This is a genomic window from Paraburkholderia sp. SIMBA_053 (assembly GCF_046534895.1).
GTDB lineage: Bacteria > Pseudomonadota > Gammaproteobacteria > Burkholderiales > Burkholderiaceae > Paraburkholderia > Paraburkholderia caledonica.
Genome location: NZ_JAWRXU010000003.1, coordinates 121228 through 136300, shown reverse-complemented (window position 1 = coordinate 136300; position 15073 = coordinate 121228). Strand labels below are relative to the sequence as shown.

Here is a 15073-nt window from a genome sequence, read left to right as displayed (position 1 = left end):
TGCGAACGTATTCCCGTTTCATTGACGCCGTCACCCTGTGGTGACGGCGTTTTCCATTTGCGGGGCCGGCGGCGGACATAGCCGAATTCCGATATCGTTCGTCATTTGGCCTGCGGCCAACCGGATATTGAGCGTATGTCGTCGACCCAGTTGCGCGTCTTTCTGCTGTTTTCTGCCGGTTATTTCGTGTCCTATGTGTTCCGGGGCGTCAATCTCGGTTTTGCGCCGTTTATCACCCACGACCTCGGATTGTCCGCGGCTGATCTTGGCGTGCTGACCAGTCTGTACTTTCTCGGCTTCGCGGGCGCGCAAATCCCGGCCGGCGTATTACTCGACCATTTTGGCGCGCGGCGCGTGACGGCAGTCACCTTGCTGTTTGCCGCCGCGGGAATCTGGGTGTTCGGCGCGGCCCACAGCCTCGGAATGATGATGGCGGGGCGGTTGCTCATCGGCGTGGGCGTGTCCGTGTGCCTCGGTGCCGCATTCAAGGCGTTGGCGCAGCATTTCGCATCCGCGCGTCTGCCGCTGATGAACGGTCTCGTGATGGCGATCGGCGGCTTCGGCGGAGTCATGGTCGGCTCGCCGCTCACATGGGTGCTCACCTTCAGCAGCTGGCGTTCGGTTTGCGTCGGCCTGGGTCTGATGACGGTCGCCGTTGCGCTCGCTCAGTGGATGCTCGTTCCGGAGACAAATGAGACCCGTCATCAGGCGAGTATCGGCGCGCAGTTTCAGGGCACGCTGCATATTCTACGGAGCGCCACCTTCTGGAAAATCGCGTCGTTTTCGGTCGTCACGCAGGGCGTTTTCTATGCAATGCAATCGCTATGGGTCGGCGCGTGGCTGCGCGACGTTCAGGGCTTCGAGCCGAAAGAAGCCGCTGCGCTGGTGTCAATTCTTGGTTTCGCGATGATGGCCGGTTGCGTCGGTTTCGGCGCAGCGGCTCGCAGTCTGGAGCGGCGCGGCGTATCGCTGTATGCGTTCTGCGGCGTCGGCATGGCGCTGTATGTGTTGACCCAACTGCTGATCGTGTTCAACGCGCCGCTCCCGGCGAGCTTGCTGTGGGCGGCGTACGGAATCTTCGGCGGGACGGGCATTCTCACGTATGCGGTCATGGCGCGCAGCTTTCCAGCACACATGACCGGCCGCGTGAACACCACGCTGACATTGATCATTTTTCTACTGATCTTCGGCTTCCAGATCGGCGTGGGCGCCGTGCTGTCGCATTGGCCGGCGAGCGGCGGCCATTATCCGGCGGCCGCTCATCTCGCGGCGTGGGGAATTCTCATCGCGTTTCAGGTGCTCAGCGCAGTCTGGTACATGATTCCGGGGCGCAAGCCAGTGCACGCCGCGGCCCACGCTCAGCAGGACGCATGAGCCTTTTCCGGCGATTTTCCGGAAAGCCGCTGAACCGGCACGCTCCGGCTTGTACTATCCCGAATCCGGCAACGTAAAACTTGCCGGCTTGCCGTACGAGCCCGCCCAATAAGGCTTTGACCGAATTGCCGTGGGTCGCGGAGGTGTCGGCGTGCCATCTCGGATTTGGAGGGAAGGGCAGTCTCAGGCTATAATTCCGAGGTTTGAGCTTATCAACCCGCACCCTAGCGCCTACCTCTTCCATACCGTTCATCCGCCGCGCGTCACTGGCGTAGCAAGCAGCCCGCACCAAGCCGATCCGTCCACAAAATGGACACATTGGAACCCCCGCGCGCGCTTTGCAACGTCAACGGCAGTACGCGAGCGAGTCTGCGCGCGCATCGCATGGTGCTGTCCGCTGCGGCTCGCAAACCGGATAGGCAGGTCGGCAACAGGGTGTTCCCCCAAGGAGTCTCCCGTGTTGCCGTCATTTTCTCCCGCTCTGCTCGCGCTCGCCGACGGCACGGTCTTTCGTGGTTATTCGATCGGCGCCCCCGGGCATACCATTGGCGAAGTGGTGTTCAACACCGCTATCACCGGCTATCAGGAAATTCTGACTGACCCGAGCTACGCGCGCCAGATCGTGACCCTCACGTACCCGCATATCGGCAACGTCGGCGTGAACGCCGAAGACGTCGAAGCGACGAAAGTCCATGCCGCCGGGCTGATCATTCGCGACCTGCCGGTTCTCGCGTCGAATTTCCGCATGGAGCGCACGCTCACACAGTATCTGCAGGACGAAGGCGTGGTCGCGATCGCCGGTCTCGACACCCGCAAGCTGACCCGCGTTCTGCGTGACAAGGGCGCTCAGAACGGCGCGATTCTCGCCGGCTCGGACGACGAGGCCAAGGCTATCGAACTCGCACGCTCGTTCCCGGGCCTCGCGGGCATGGACCTCGCGAAGGTCGTGTCGACGAAAGAAACCTACGAGTGGACGCAGACCGAATGGCGTCTGGAAAGCGGCTACGGCAAACAGAATGCGCCGAAGTATCGCGTCGTCGCGTTCGACTACGGCGTCAAGTACAACATCCTGCGCATGCTCGCTGAGCGCGGCTGCCACGTGACCGTGCTGCCGGCAGAGGCATCGGCCGCGGACGCGCTCGCGCTCAATCCGGACGGCATCTTCCTGTCGAACGGCCCGGGCGATCCCGAGCCGTGCGACTACGCGATCGCGGCCACGAAGGAACTGATCGAGCGTGGCATTCCTACGTTCGGCATCTGCCTCGGCCATCAGATCATGGGTCTCGCGCTCGGCGCCAAAACCGTGAAGATGAAAACCGGCCACCACGGCGCCAACCATCCGGTGAAAGATCTGGACGACGGCCGCGTGATCATCACGTCGCAAAACCACGGCTTCGCAGTGGACGCCGACACGCTGCCGGCCAACGCACGCGTCACGCACGTGTCGCTCTTCGACGGCACGCTGCAAGGCTTCGCGCTGAGCGACAAGCCCGCGTTCTGCTTCCAGGGCCATCCGGAAGCGTCGCCAGGCCCGCACGACATCGCCTATCTGTTCGACCGCTTCACCGCGTTGATGGACGCGAAGAAGGCCGGCAAGACCGCGGCGGCATAACGAGCGCGGCCAGAAGCAGCGAGAGGTAAAGCGCGCGCAACGCCCAGGCGGCGCGCGCTGACGGAAAGAATTCAGGAATACATTAGCGAGAGCGTTATGCCCAAGCGGACAGACATCAAGAGCATTCTCATTATCGGCGCGGGTCCGATCATCATCGGCCAGGCGTGCGAGTTCGATTATTCGGGCGCGCAGGCATGCAAGGCGTTGCGTGAGGAAGGCTACAAGGTCATCCTCGTCAACAGCAATCCGGCGACGATCATGACCGACCCGAACACGGCCGACGTGACTTATATCGAGCCGATCACGTGGGAAGTGGTCGAGCGCATCATCGCCAAGGAGCGCCCGGACGCGATCCTGCCGACGATGGGCGGCCAGACCGCGCTGAACTGCGCGCTCGATCTGCACGCGCACGGCGTGCTGGAAAAGTACAAGGTCGAGCTGATCGGCGCATCGCCGGAAGCAATCGACAAGGCGGAAGACCGCCAGAAGTTCAAGGACGCGATGACCAAGATCGGTCTCGGTTCGGCCAAGTCGGGCACCGCGCATTCCATGGAAGAAGCGCTGCAGGTTCAGGCGCGCATCGCCGTCGAAACCGGCAGCGGCGGTTATCCGGTCGTGATCCGCCCGTCGTTCACGCTCGGCGGTTCGGGCGGCGGCATCGCGTACAACCGCGAAGAGTTCGAGGAGATCTGCAAGCGCGGTCTCGACCTGTCGCCCACGCGCGAATTGCTGATCGAAGAATCGCTGCTCGGCTGGAAAGAGTACGAGATGGAAGTGGTCCGCGACAAGAAGGACAACTGCATCATCGTCTGCTCGATCGAAAACCTGGACCCCATGGGTATCCACACCGGCGACTCGATCACCGTCGCGCCGGCTCAAACGCTCACGGACAAGGAATATCAGGTTCTGCGTAACGCGTCGCTCGCTGTGCTGCGCGAGATCGGCGTGGACACCGGCGGTTCGAACGTGCAGTTCTCGATAAATCCGAAAGACGGCCGGATGATCGTGATCGAAATGAACCCGCGCGTGTCGCGTTCGTCGGCGCTGGCGTCGAAGGCGACTGGCTTCCCGATCGCCAAGGTCGCGGCCAAGCTTGCAGTCGGCTACACGCTCGACGAGCTGAAGAACGAAATCACCGGCGGCCAGACGCCGGCGTCGTTCGAACCGACGATCGACTACGTCGTCACCAAGATTCCGCGTTTCGCGTTCGAGAAATTCCGCGAAGCCGATTCGCGCCTGACCACGCAAATGAAGTCGGTCGGCGAAGTCATGGCGATCGGCCGCACTTTCCAGGAGTCGTTCCAGAAAGCGCTGCGTGGTCTTGAAGTAGGCGTCGACGGTCTGGACGAAAAGACCGATAACCGCGACGAGATCATCCGCGAGATCGGCGAAGCCGGTCCGGACCGGATCTGGTACGTCGGCGACGCGTTCCGTATCGGTATGACGGCGCAGGAAATCTTCGAAGAGACGTCGATCGACCCGTGGTTCCTCGCGCAGATCGAGCAGATCATCCTGAAGGAAAAGGCGCTGGCCGGCCGTACGCTCGCGAGCCTCTCGAAGGAAGAACTGAAGTATCTGAAGCAAAGCGGTTTCTCGGACCGGCGTCTCGCGAAGCTCGTCGGCGCGAAGCCCGCCGAAGTGCGCGCTCGCCGGATTGAACTGAACGTGCGCCCGGTGTACAAGCGCGTCGATACGTGCGCGGCCGAGTTCGCCACGAAAACGGCCTACATGTACTCGACCTACGAGGAAGAGTGCGAGGCCAATCCGACGAACAACAAGAAGATCATGGTCCTGGGCGGCGGCCCGAACCGGATCGGCCAGGGCATCGAGTTCGACTACTGCTGCGTGCATGCCGCGCTCGCCATGCGCGAAGACGGCTACGAAACGATCATGGTCAACTGCAACCCTGAAACGGTTTCGACCGACTACGACACGTCCGATCGTCTGTACTTCGAATCGCTGACGCTCGAAGACGTGCTCGAAATCGTCGACAAGGAAAAGCCGGTCGGCGTGATCGTGCAATACGGCGGCCAGACGCCGCTGAAGCTCGCGCTCGATCTCGAAGCGAACGGTGTGCCGATCATCGGCACGTCGCCCGACATGATCGACGCGGCCGAAGACCGCGAGCGTTTCCAGAAACTGCTGCAGGACCTCGGCCTGCGCCAGCCGCCTAACCGCACCGCGCGCGCCGAAGACGAAGCGCTCAAGCTCGCCGACGAAATCGGCTACCCGCTGGTGGTGCGTCCGTCGTACGTGCTGGGCGGCCGCGCAATGGAAATCGTCCACGAGCCGCGCGACCTCGAGCGCTACATGCGCGAGGCCGTGAAAGTGTCGAACGACTCGCCGGTGCTGCTCGACCGCTTCCTGAACGACGCAATCGAATGCGACGTGGATTGCATTTCGGACGGCGAAGCGGTGTTCATCGGCGGCGTGATGGAGCATATCGAACAGGCGGGCGTGCATTCGGGCGACTCGGCTTGCTCGCTGCCGCCGTACTCGCTGTCGGGCGAGACCATTGCCGAACTGAAGCGCCAGACCGGTGCAATGGCGAAGGCGCTGAACGTGGTCGGCCTGATGAACGTGCAGTTCGCGATTCAGCAAGTTCCGCAGGCGGACGGCTCGAAGCAGGACATCATCTACGTGCTGGAAGTGAATCCGCGTGCTTCGCGCACGGTGCCGTACGTGTCGAAGGCGACCAGCCTGCCGCTCGCGAAAATCGCAGCGCGCGCTATGGTCGGTCAAAAGCTTGCGGCACAAGGCGTGACGAAGGAAATCGATCCGCCGTACTTCAGCGTGAAGGAAGCCGTGTTCCCGTTCGTCAAGTTCCCGGCTGTCGATCCCGTGCTCGGGCCGGAAATGCGTTCGACCGGCGAAGTGATGGGCGTCGGCCAAACGTTCGGCGAGGCGCTTTTCAAGTCACAGCTGGCGGCGGGCTCGCGTCTGCCGGAGTCGGGCACGGTGCTGTTGACCGTGATGGACGCGGACAAGCCGAAGGCCGTCGAAGTCGCGCGCATGCTGCACGAACTCGGGTATCCGATTGTCGCAACCAAGGGCACGGCGGCTGCGATCGAAGCGGCCGGCGTGCCGGTCAAGGTCGTGAACAAGGTGAAGGACGGGCGCCCGCACATCGTCGACATGATCAAGAACGGCGAAATTGCGCTGGTCTTCACGACCGTCGACGAGACGCGCGCCGCGATCGCCGACTCGCGCTCGATCCGCATGAGTGCGCAGGCGAACAAGGTCACGTACTACACGACCATGTCGGGCGCGCGCGCGGCCGTCGAAGGCTTGCGCTACCTGAAGGATCTGGAAGTCTATGATTTACAAGGCTTGCACGCTCGCCTAAACTAAGGCTTCGAGTTCCTGTCCAAGATGTAAGTGCCGCGGTTAAGCGGCGTTCCGCAGGTGCTGTGTCCCGGTTTCTTCCGGGTCGGCGGCTCCCACGGAATGCACTTAACCGCGGTGTTTTTTTACGGCCGTTTTTTGTTTCAAAGCACTCCTCGCATCTGGCTCTTTCGCTTCAGATGCGGCGCGGGGCTCAGCGAACCGGAAGCGGCCCGGCGTTTTCACGAGAGTTGTTTATGAGCACTATTCCATTGACTAAGCGCGGCGCAGACATGTTGCGCGACGAATTGCAGCGCCTGAAATCGGTTGAGCGTCCCGCCGTGATCAACTCGATCTCGGAAGCGCGCGCGCAGGGCGACCTGTCGGAAAACGCAGAATACGACGCAGCGAAGGAAAAGCAGGGTTTTATCGAGGGCCGCATCGCAGAAATCGAATCGAAGCTCGCCGGCGCTCAGGTGATCGATCCGTCCAAAGTGGACGCGGATGGCCGCGTGGTGTTCGGCGCAACGGTCGAACTCGAAGATCTCGCTTCGGGCGCTTCGGTCAAATATCAGATCGTCGGCGACGACGAAGCGGATATCGACCACGGCCTCATTTCCATTAGTTCGCCGATTGCGCGCGCACTGATCGGCAAGTCGGAAGGCGACGTGGCGTCGGTGCAGGCGCCCGGCGGCGTGCGCGAGTACGAAATCATCGCAGTTAGCTACGTTTGAGGGCCGCTCAGGTGTCCCTGATGCCGCATCGGATTTTCCGTCTGCTGACGGTGGTGTGGGTCGGCAGCCTGCTGACTATCGGCTATGCCGTCGCGCCTGTGCTGTTCACTTCGCTCGACCGGACAACGGCGGGCGCAGTGGCCGCGCAGCTGTTTCGCATTGAAGGGGTGCTCGGCGCCGTGTGCGGCATTTTGCTGCTCGGCCTCGCGAACGTGGTGATCCGGCGCGGCGGCAACGCGTATCGCCGGTTGCGCTGGCTTGTCGCGGGAATGCTGGTGTGCGTGCTGGTTGGTTATTTCGCGCTGCAGCCGTTCATGAATGCGATGCGTATCGCTGCGGTCGAAGCGGGTACCGATGTCGGGCACTCCGCCTATGCGGCGCGCTTCGGCATGCTGCACGGCGTTTCCAGCCTGTTCTATCTGATTGAAAGCCTGCTCGGCCTGGTTCTGGTCTGGAAGCTGCCGCTGGGCGAGGGCGCTGGTTCAGTACAGCAGGGCGCCCCCGATGTTTCGGGCAAAGTGACAGGCTAAAGCACCGGCTGGAGGGCTGCTGCTGTGGTGTGGCGCTCGCTTGCGCTGCCAGCGCGCCAGGCAAAGAGCGCGGCCAGACCTTGAACTCAAAGCTGGCCGCAGGCAATAGGCGCGGAGCTCGCCGCACCTTTCATACGTTTGCTTATTTCGACTGATGCGCGCGCTTGGCGCTTGTTTGCCGCTTTTTCGCGCGTTTGATGTTGCCGCCTTGCGTGACGCGTTCGTTCCCGCGCACCAGCACGGCTTTCGCCTTGGGTTTGCGCATGGGCACTTCGCTAGGCTTCACGACTTTGACGACGCGCGGCGCGCGGCCCTTGCCGGGCTTGACTTCGACAGCGGCTTCGCGGGCGCTCGGCAATGCGCCGCGCTTGCTCTTCACCGCAGGTTGCGCCGCGGCCTCGGGCTTCCAGATAACCAGCAGCTTGCCGATATGCTGGATCGGCGCGGCGTTCAGCGTGTCGCAGATCTGTTCGTAAATGGCGATGCGTTCTTCGCGTTCGTCACCGAACACGCGAATCTTGATCAGCTGATGAGCGGCAAGGTGAACCTTGATCTCGGCGAGCACGGCGTCGGTCAAACCTTCGGCGCCGACGAGCACGACCGGTTTGAGCGCATGTGCCTGGGAGCGCAACTCGGCGCGTTGGTCGGAAGAGACTTTGAGGGCGGGCATGTGAAGTGGGAGACTCGACTAAAATGGCAGCGCCTGCGTGGCCTATCCCGTCTTTCGATTGATTCGGTTTGGGCGCAATCGGGATACGAGTGGGACAGTACGGCAGGCGGCGCGTCAGAACAACAGAATCGCGGATAACTGCCGGTTTTTGGCGGTCGCCGCGCGAATTAACCGCGTATTATCCGCTAAAGCGTGACATGACGCAGCAAGAGTTCAACGTTTAATGGCAAAAAACAAGTTCAACACGGCGTGGTTGCATGACCACATCAACGATCCTTACGTAAAGATGGCGCAGCGCGAAGGCTATCGCGCCCGCGCAGCGTACAAGCTGAAGGAAATCGATGAGCAGGACAAGCTGATCCGCCCGGGGCAGGTCATCGTCGATCTGGGCTCCACGCCGGGCAGCTGGAGCCAGTATGCGCGCAACAAACTCGCCAAAGGGTCGCGGCGCGACACCGAGCGGGAAGGCGGGATCGACGGCACAATTATCGCGCTCGACGTGCTGCCAATGGAGCCGGTCGCCGACGTCCACTTCATTCAGGGCGACTTTCGCGAAGACTCGGTGCTGGCCCAGTTGGAAGAATTAGTGGGAGAGCGCCAGGTGGACCTTGTAATTTCGGATATGGCGCCCAACCTGTCAGGCGTGGCCTTGGCGGATGCGGCGCGGATCGAGCATTTGTGCGATCTCGCGCTGGAATTCTCGCAGAATCACCTGAAACCGGATGGAGCCCTTTTAGTCAAATGCTTTCACGGCAGTGGTTACAGCCAGATTGTCGAAAAGTTCAAGCGCCAGTTCAAGGTGGTGGCTGCCCGCAAGCCGAAGGCTTCGCGGGACAAGTCGTCAGAAACGTTTATTTTGGGTAAGCATTTGAAGCGCCCCGCGTAGGGCGGCCTGCGTAGGGCTTCCCGTATAGGGCGGCCAACGTAGGGCCTGCAGAATGGTTCAGCGTCTGTCCATAAATGCGCTGATGACGGTGGAAATTTGCACCGTTACAGCCCGCTACGCTATTTCTGTGGTAGCGAAACCTTATGGCAGGGGTCTGCGGACTGGATTAGAATGCTTTCGTGGTGCCGCAAGGCAAATGTAGGCGCCCGTCTAAGTGAAGGAGTGGTGCTTTGAACAACAATATGTTTTCGAAAGCAGCAGTGTGGCTGGTTATCGCACTGGTGCTATTTACGGTGTTCAAGCAGTTCGACAAGCCCCGTGTCCAGGAAGGCGTTTCCTATTCGCAGTTCATGGACGACGCGAAGAACGGCAAAGTCAAGAACGTCATTGTCCAGGGGCGGAACCTCACGGTCACTCCAGCAGACGGCCAGAAGTACCAGATCGTGTCGCCTGGCGACATCTGGATGGTCGGCGATCTGATGAAGTATGGCGTTCAGGTAAGCGGCAAGGCTGACGACGAACCTAATGCGCTGGTGTCCGCGCTGTATTACCTCGGGCCGACGATCCTGATCATCGGTTTCTGGTTCTACATGATGCGACAGATGCAGGGGGGCGGGAAAGGCGGCGCGTTCTCGTTCGGCAAGTCTCGTGCGCGTCTGATCGACGAAAACAACAACGCAATCAATTTCACCGACGTCGCAGGTTGCGACGAAGCGAAGGAAGAAGTCTCCGAACTGGTCGATTTCCTGCGCGATCCGCAGAAATTCCAGAAGCTGGGCGGCCGCATTCCCCGTGGCGTATTGCTGGTCGGCCCGCCGGGAACCGGTAAGACGCTCCTCGCGCGCGCCATTGCTGGCGAAGCGAAGGTGCCGTTCTTCAGTATTTCGGGTTCGGACTTCGTCGAAATGTTCGTCGGTGTCGGCGCGGCGCGTGTGCGCGACATGTTCGAGCAGGCGAAAAAGCATGCACCGTGCATCGTGTTCATCGACGAAATCGACGCGGTCGGCCGTCATCGCGGCGCCGGCATGGGCGGCGGTAACGACGAGCGCGAGCAGACCTTGAATCAGATGCTGGTCGAGATGGACGGCTTCGAGGCGAATTCGGGTGTGATCGTGATCGCCGCAACCAACCGTTCGGACGTGCTCGACAAGGCTCTGCTGCGTCCGGGCCGTTTCGACCGCCAGGTCTATGTCGGTCTGCCGGACATTCGTGGTCGCGAACACATCATGAAGGTTCACCTGCGCAAGGTGCCGATTTCGAACGACGTCGACGCAGCGGTGATCGCGCGTGGCACGCCGGGCTTCTCGGGCGCCGATCTGGCGAATCTCGTGAATGAGGCTGCTCTGTTTGCGGCGCGTCGCGGCAAGCGCATCGTCGAAATGACGGACTTCGAAGACGCGAAAGACAAGATCTTCATGGGCCCGGAGCGCAAGTCGGCCGTGATCCGCGAAGAATCGAAGCGTGCCACCGCATATCACGAGTCGGGTCACGCAGTCATCGCCAAGTTGCTGCCGAAGGCCGATCCGGTGCACAAGGTCACGATCATTCCGCGTGGCCGTGCGTTGGGCGTCACGTGGCAGTTGCCGGAGCATGACAACGAAACGTACTCGAAAGACTACCTACTGGATCGTCTCGCCATTCTGTTTGGCGGCCGTGTTGCGGAAGAGCTGTTCCTCAACCTGATCAGCACCGGCGCGTCGGACGACTTCAACAAGGCCACGCAAACCGCGCGCGCCATGGTGGCTCGTTTCGGCATGACGGACGCGTTGGGACCGATGGTCTACGTTGACGACGAAAACGACGCAACGCCGTTTGGTCGTGGTTTCACGCGCACCATTTCGGAAGCAACGCAGCAGAAGGTCGACGCCGAAATCCGGCGCGTGCTGGACGAGCAATACAACCTCGCGAAGCGCCTGCTGGACGAAAACCGCGACAAGGTCGAAGCAATGACCGCCGCGTTGATGGAGTGGGAAACGATCGACGCCGATCAGATCAACGACATCATGGCAGGCCGTCCGCCGCGCTCGCCTAAGAGCTCGCCGCCGTCGGCAAGCGACGCTTCGTCGGGCGGCAGCCCCGGCACCGAAGTCAAGCCGGGCAGCGCGACCGCTCCGGCCTGATCGGCTATCAGTAGAAAGTGCGGGCCGGTGTGTTTCACACCGGCCCGTTTTGCATTTATCCGTCATAAGTGATGTAACGCTACGTGGCCACAGTCGCTATTCCTTTTCCCCGTATCCCGGAGCCGTTGCAATGCGGCCGGTTTAAGCTGAGCTTCGAACGCCCGTTGGTCATGGGCATCCTGAACGTCACACCAGATTCCTTTTCCGACGGCGGCCAGTATGCGATGCGCGGCGATGCGTTGCGTCAAGCCGAACGCATGCTGCTCGAAGGCGCGGACATCATCGACATTGGCGGCGAGTCCACGCGCCCTGGCGCGCCGCCAGTGCCGCTCGACGAAGAGCTAGAACGTGTGATCCCACTTGTCGATCAACTGCGCGGCGCCAACGTGCCGCTTTCCGTCGATACGTATAAGCCCGAAGTCATGCGCCACGCGCTCGCCGCGGGCGCCGATCTGATCAACGACATCTGGGGCTTTCGTATGCCCGGCGCCATCGACGCGGTCCGCGAAAGCGACTGCGGTCTGTGCGTCATGCATATGCTCGGCGAGCCGCAGAGCATGCAACTGGGTGAACCGGCTTACGGCGACGTCGTCAGCGAAGTCCGGCAGTTTCTGGAAGAACGGGTGGATGCACTCAGACAGGCCGGCATCGCACGTGATCGCATCAGCGTCGACCCCGGTTTCGGTTTTGGTAAGGCAGTGGTCGAGCATAATTACGCGCTGCTCGCGGGTCTGCCGGATACGGCGCCCCGCGGCGAGCCGCCATATCCCATTCTTGCGGGAATGTCGCGCAAATCGATGATCGGCGCGGTCACCGGACGGGCGGCGCCGGAGCGCGTCGCCGGCAGCATCGCTGCAGCCGTTTGCGCGGCGGAACGCGGCGCCGCGATTCTCCGCGTGCACGACGTCGCACAAACAGTAGACGCATTGAAAGTCTGGGTAGCCCTGCGCAACGCGGCGAATCACGCCGGCCCGCGCGGTTGAACCCACAGCCAAGGAGGAACATAAAAGATGGCACGTCGTTATTTCGGCACGGACGGAATTCGGGGAAAGGTCGGTGAAGGGCCCATCACGCCGGAATTTGTTTTGCGGCTCGGCTATGCGGCCGGCAAGGTGCTGGTCGGTGCAGACCGTTGGGCACGCACGGGCACGCGGCCAACCGTGCTGATCGGTAAAGACACGCGGGTGTCCGGCTATATGCTCGAGGCTGCGCTCGAAGCCGGTTTTTCCGCAGCAGGCGTCGACGTGATGCTGGCCGGTCCAATGCCTACGCCGGGCATCGCCTATCTGACGCGCGCGTTGCGGCTCGCGGCCGGCGTGGTGATCAGCGCGTCGCACAATCCGTATTACGATAACGGCATCAAATTCTTTTCCGCCGACGGCAACAAGTTGCCCGACGAGGTGGAATCGCAGATCGAAGAGCACCTGGAACTGCCGCTCGCCTGTGCTGCGTCCGAGCAGCTCGGCAAGGCGCGGCGTCTTGACGACGCCGCCGGCCGCTACATCGAGTTCTGCAAAAGCACGTTTCCCGCGGCGTTCGATTTGCGGGGACTGAAGCTGGTGGTCGACTGCGCGCACGGCGCCGCGTATGACGTCGCGCCGCACGTCTTTCACGAGCTCGGCGCGGAGATCATCCCGATTGGGGTTGCGCCGAATGGCTTCAATATCAACGACGGCGTCGGTGCGACCGCGCCGGATGCGCTCGTGCGGGCGGTGCGGGCCAACCACGCCGACCTGGGCATTGCGCTCGACGGAGACGCTGACCGTCTGCAGGTCGTCGACGCGGCAGGGCGCCTGTATAACGGCGACGAACTGCTGTACGTGCTGGTGAAAGATCGTATCGCGACCGACGGCAAGGTCGAAGGCGCGGTCGGCACCTTGATGACCAATATGGCGGTCGAAGTCGCGTTGCAGGCGGCAGGCGTCAAGTTCGTGCGCGCGGCAGTCGGCGACCGCTACGTGCTCGAACAGTTGCGGGAGCACGGCTGGCAGCTCGGCGCGGAAGGGTCGGGCCACATTCTGTCGCTCGACCGCCATTCCACTGGCGACGGCATCGTGTCGGCGCTGCTTGTGCTTGCCGCCATGAAGCGCAGCGACAAGACGCTGGCCGAACTGCTCGACGGCGTCACGCTGTTCCCGCAAAAGCTGATCAATGTGCGGATGAAACCGGACGCCGACTGGAAGAGCAGCGACGCGATCCGGCGCGCTATCGCCAGCGCCGAAGACGCGCTCAATGGCCGCGGACGCGTGCTGATTCGTGCTTCGGGCACCGAGCCGGTGCTGCGGGTCATGGTGGAGGCGGAACATGCCGACGATGCGCTTCGTCATGCCGAATCCATCGCGACTGCGGTGAAGCAGGCGACGGCTTAAGCGGGCGCCTCAATGCGCGGGCGGGGCCGCCGACGGCCCCCGCCCGCGCATGCTCGAGTTTCATCGCGGCGAGCCGATGCGCACTCCCGCATCGCTAGATCCCACGCTCCACCGCAAACCCCCATCCCATCTTTTTCGCCTAATCTATACAGGCACCGGGCAACGACACGCCCGCTCCGTGATTTACCCACCAGAACGCCTTTCACCTTCGTAAACCCACTGTCACGTACGTTTCACGGTAAGTCACGTTACTGTCACAAAGAGACCCTAAGCTTCGCGGTGTTCGTCTTACTCGCTCACACCGCTCACACCTTGGAGGTTTCGATGAAATTGATGCAAACCGTGTTCGCTGGCGTCGCTGGCGCGTTCTTCGCGATCGCAGCGCAAGCCGCAGACATCACCGGCGCGGGCAGCACCTTCGCAGCACCGATTTATACGAAGTGGGCCGACGCCTATCAGAAGTCCGGCGGCGGCAAGGTTAACTATCAGGGTATCGGTTCGTCGGGCGGCGTGAAGCAGATCGTTGCCAAGACCGTCGATTTCGCAGGCTCCGACGCTCCGCTGAAGGACGACGAACTCGCCAAGGACGGCCTGTTCCAGTTTCCGACGGTGGTCGGCGGCGTGGTGCCGGTCGTCAACGTACCGGGCGTGAAGCCGGCTGAACTCGTCCTGTCGGGCGAAGTGCTCGGCGATATCTATCTGGGCAAGATCAAGAAGTGGAACGATCCCGCGATCGTTGCACTGAACCCGAAGGTCAAGCTGCCGGACACGGACATCGCCGTGGTTCGCCGCGCCGACGGTTCGGGCACCAGCTTCATCTGGACGAACTACCTGTCGAAGGTCAACACGGAATGGAAGTCGAAGGTCGGTGAAGGCTCGACGGTCAACTGGCCGACGGGTACGGGCGGCAAGGGCAACGACGGCGTCGCCGCATTCGTGCAACGTCTGCCGGGCGCAATCGGCTACGTCGAATGGGCCTACGCCAAGCAGAACCACATGACCTACGTCGCGCTGAAGAATTCGACGGGCACGGTGGTCGAGCCGAAGACGGATACGTTCAAGGCAGCGGCAGCAGGCGCGGACTGGTCGAAATCGTTCTACCAGATCCTGACGAACGAGCCGGGCAAGAACGCATGGCCGATCGTCGGCGCGACGTTCGTGCTGTTGCACACGACGCAGGAAAAGGCACCGCAAGGCACCGAGACGCTGAAGTTCTTCGACTGGGCATTCAAGAACGGCACGCAAGCCGCGAACGATCTCGACTACATTTCGCTGCCGGAATCAGTCGTGTCGGAAATCCGCACGCAGTGGAAGTCGAAGGTCAAGGACGCAGCGGGCAAGCCGCTCGCCGAGTAAGCGTTGCCCCGGAAGAAGTAGCAGGCAACGGCTGTACGTAACACATTGGCCGTCCTCGCGTGAGGACGGCCAATGGCATTGACCGGCACGTCCCGGCG

Annotated in this window: 11 protein-coding genes; 10 read left to right on the top strand and 1 reads right to left on the bottom strand. The window is 62.0% G+C overall.

Going from position 1 to position 15073, the window contains the following annotated elements; genetic code table 11:
- Nucleotides 1–135 precede the first annotated feature (135 nt).
- The 5 genes from SB753_RS12605 (at nt 136) to SB753_RS12585 (ending at nt 7574) form a co-directional block, all read left to right on the top strand.
- The gene (locus SB753_RS12605) at nt 136–1374 is read left to right on the top strand and encodes an MFS transporter (protein ID WP_410800344.1); all 1239 of its coding nucleotides are present in this window, start codon (nt 136–138) and stop codon (nt 1372–1374) included.
- Between the two features lie 457 nt (nt 1375–1831).
- Nucleotides 1832–2986 carry a glutamine-hydrolyzing carbamoyl-phosphate synthase small subunit gene (gene carA, locus SB753_RS12600; RefSeq protein WP_087754228.1) on the top strand — a complete coding sequence of 385 codons (1155 nt, stop codon included), beginning with the start codon at nt 1832–1834 and terminating at the stop codon, nt 2984–2986.
- A gap of 96 nt (nt 2987–3082) precedes the next feature.
- Nucleotides 3083–6337 (top strand): carbamoyl-phosphate synthase large subunit, encoded by a 3255-nt coding sequence (gene carB / locus SB753_RS12595; protein ID WP_020069430.1) that lies wholly within the window; start codon nt 3083–3085, stop codon nt 6335–6337.
- Nucleotides 6338–6567: 230 nt separating this feature from the next.
- Nucleotides 6568–7044: a transcription elongation factor GreA gene (greA, locus tag SB753_RS12590; protein WP_020069431.1), complete on the top strand. Its 477-nt coding sequence runs from the start codon at nt 6568–6570 to the stop codon at nt 7042–7044.
- A 20-nt stretch (nt 7045–7064) separates the two neighbouring features.
- Nucleotides 7065–7574, top strand: coding sequence for a DUF4149 domain-containing protein (locus SB753_RS12585; RefSeq protein ID WP_310352320.1), 510 nt, complete (start codon nt 7065–7067; stop codon nt 7572–7574).
- A gap of 142 nt (nt 7575–7716) precedes the next feature.
- Here SB753_RS12585 and SB753_RS12580 read toward each other — a convergent pair whose 3' ends face one another.
- A complete protein-coding gene (locus SB753_RS12580; protein ID WP_408413157.1) occupies nt 7717–8244 on the bottom strand; it encodes a YhbY family RNA-binding protein in 528 nt (175 codons plus the stop codon).
- 223 nt (nt 8245–8467) lie between these two features.
- Here SB753_RS12580 and SB753_RS12575 point away from each other — a divergent pair, with 223 nt between their 5' ends.
- From SB753_RS12575 to pstS, 5 genes are all read left to right on the top strand, one after another.
- A complete protein-coding gene (locus SB753_RS12575) occupies nt 8468–9130 on the top strand; it encodes an RlmE family RNA methyltransferase (protein WP_410800343.1) in 663 nt (220 codons plus the stop codon).
- A 230-nt stretch (nt 9131–9360) separates the two neighbouring features.
- Nucleotides 9361–11250 carry an ATP-dependent zinc metalloprotease FtsH gene (gene ftsH / locus SB753_RS12570; RefSeq protein ID WP_006051983.1) on the top strand — a complete coding sequence of 630 codons (1890 nt, stop codon included), beginning with the start codon at nt 9361–9363 and terminating at the stop codon, nt 11248–11250.
- A gap of 98 nt (nt 11251–11348) precedes the next feature.
- Nucleotides 11349–12233: a dihydropteroate synthase gene (gene folP / locus SB753_RS12565; protein WP_410800520.1), complete on the top strand. Its 885-nt coding sequence runs from the start codon at nt 11349–11351 to the stop codon at nt 12231–12233.
- Nucleotides 12234–12260: 27 nt separating this feature from the next.
- The gene (gene glmM / locus SB753_RS12560; protein WP_410800342.1) at nt 12261–13619 is read left to right on the top strand and encodes a phosphoglucosamine mutase; all 1359 of its coding nucleotides are present in this window, start codon (nt 12261–12263) and stop codon (nt 13617–13619) included.
- A gap of 324 nt (nt 13620–13943) precedes the next feature.
- Nucleotides 13944–14975: a phosphate ABC transporter substrate-binding protein PstS gene (gene pstS, locus SB753_RS12555; RefSeq protein WP_020069437.1), complete on the top strand. Its 1032-nt coding sequence runs from the start codon at nt 13944–13946 to the stop codon at nt 14973–14975.
- The last annotated feature ends 98 nt before the right edge of the window (nt 14976–15073 follow it).

Bases quoted from the DNA above. Each gene is read 5' to 3' on its own strand.
- SB753_RS12605 (WP_410800344.1), top strand. From the start codon at position 136: ATGTCGTCGACCCAGTTGCGCGTCTTTCTGCTGTTTTCTGCCGGTTAT.
- carB (WP_020069430.1), top strand. From the start codon at position 3,083: ATGCCCAAGCGGACAGACATCAAGAGCATTCTCATTATCGGCGCGGGT.
- greA (WP_020069431.1), top strand. From the start codon at position 6,568: ATGAGCACTATTCCATTGACTAAGCGCGGCGCAGACATGTTGCGCGAC.
- SB753_RS12585 (WP_310352320.1), top strand. From the start codon at position 7,065: ATGCCGCATCGGATTTTCCGTCTGCTGACGGTGGTGTGGGTCGGCAGC.
- SB753_RS12580 (WP_408413157.1), bottom strand. From the start codon at position 8,244: ATGCCCGCCCTCAAAGTCTCTTCCGACCAACGCGCCGAGTTGCGCTCC.
- SB753_RS12575 (WP_410800343.1), top strand. From the start codon at position 8,468: ATGGCAAAAAACAAGTTCAACACGGCGTGGTTGCATGACCACATCAAC.
- glmM (WP_410800342.1), top strand. From the start codon at position 12,261: ATGGCACGTCGTTATTTCGGCACGGACGGAATTCGGGGAAAGGTCGGT.
- pstS (WP_020069437.1), top strand. From the start codon at position 13,944: ATGAAATTGATGCAAACCGTGTTCGCTGGCGTCGCTGGCGCGTTCTTC.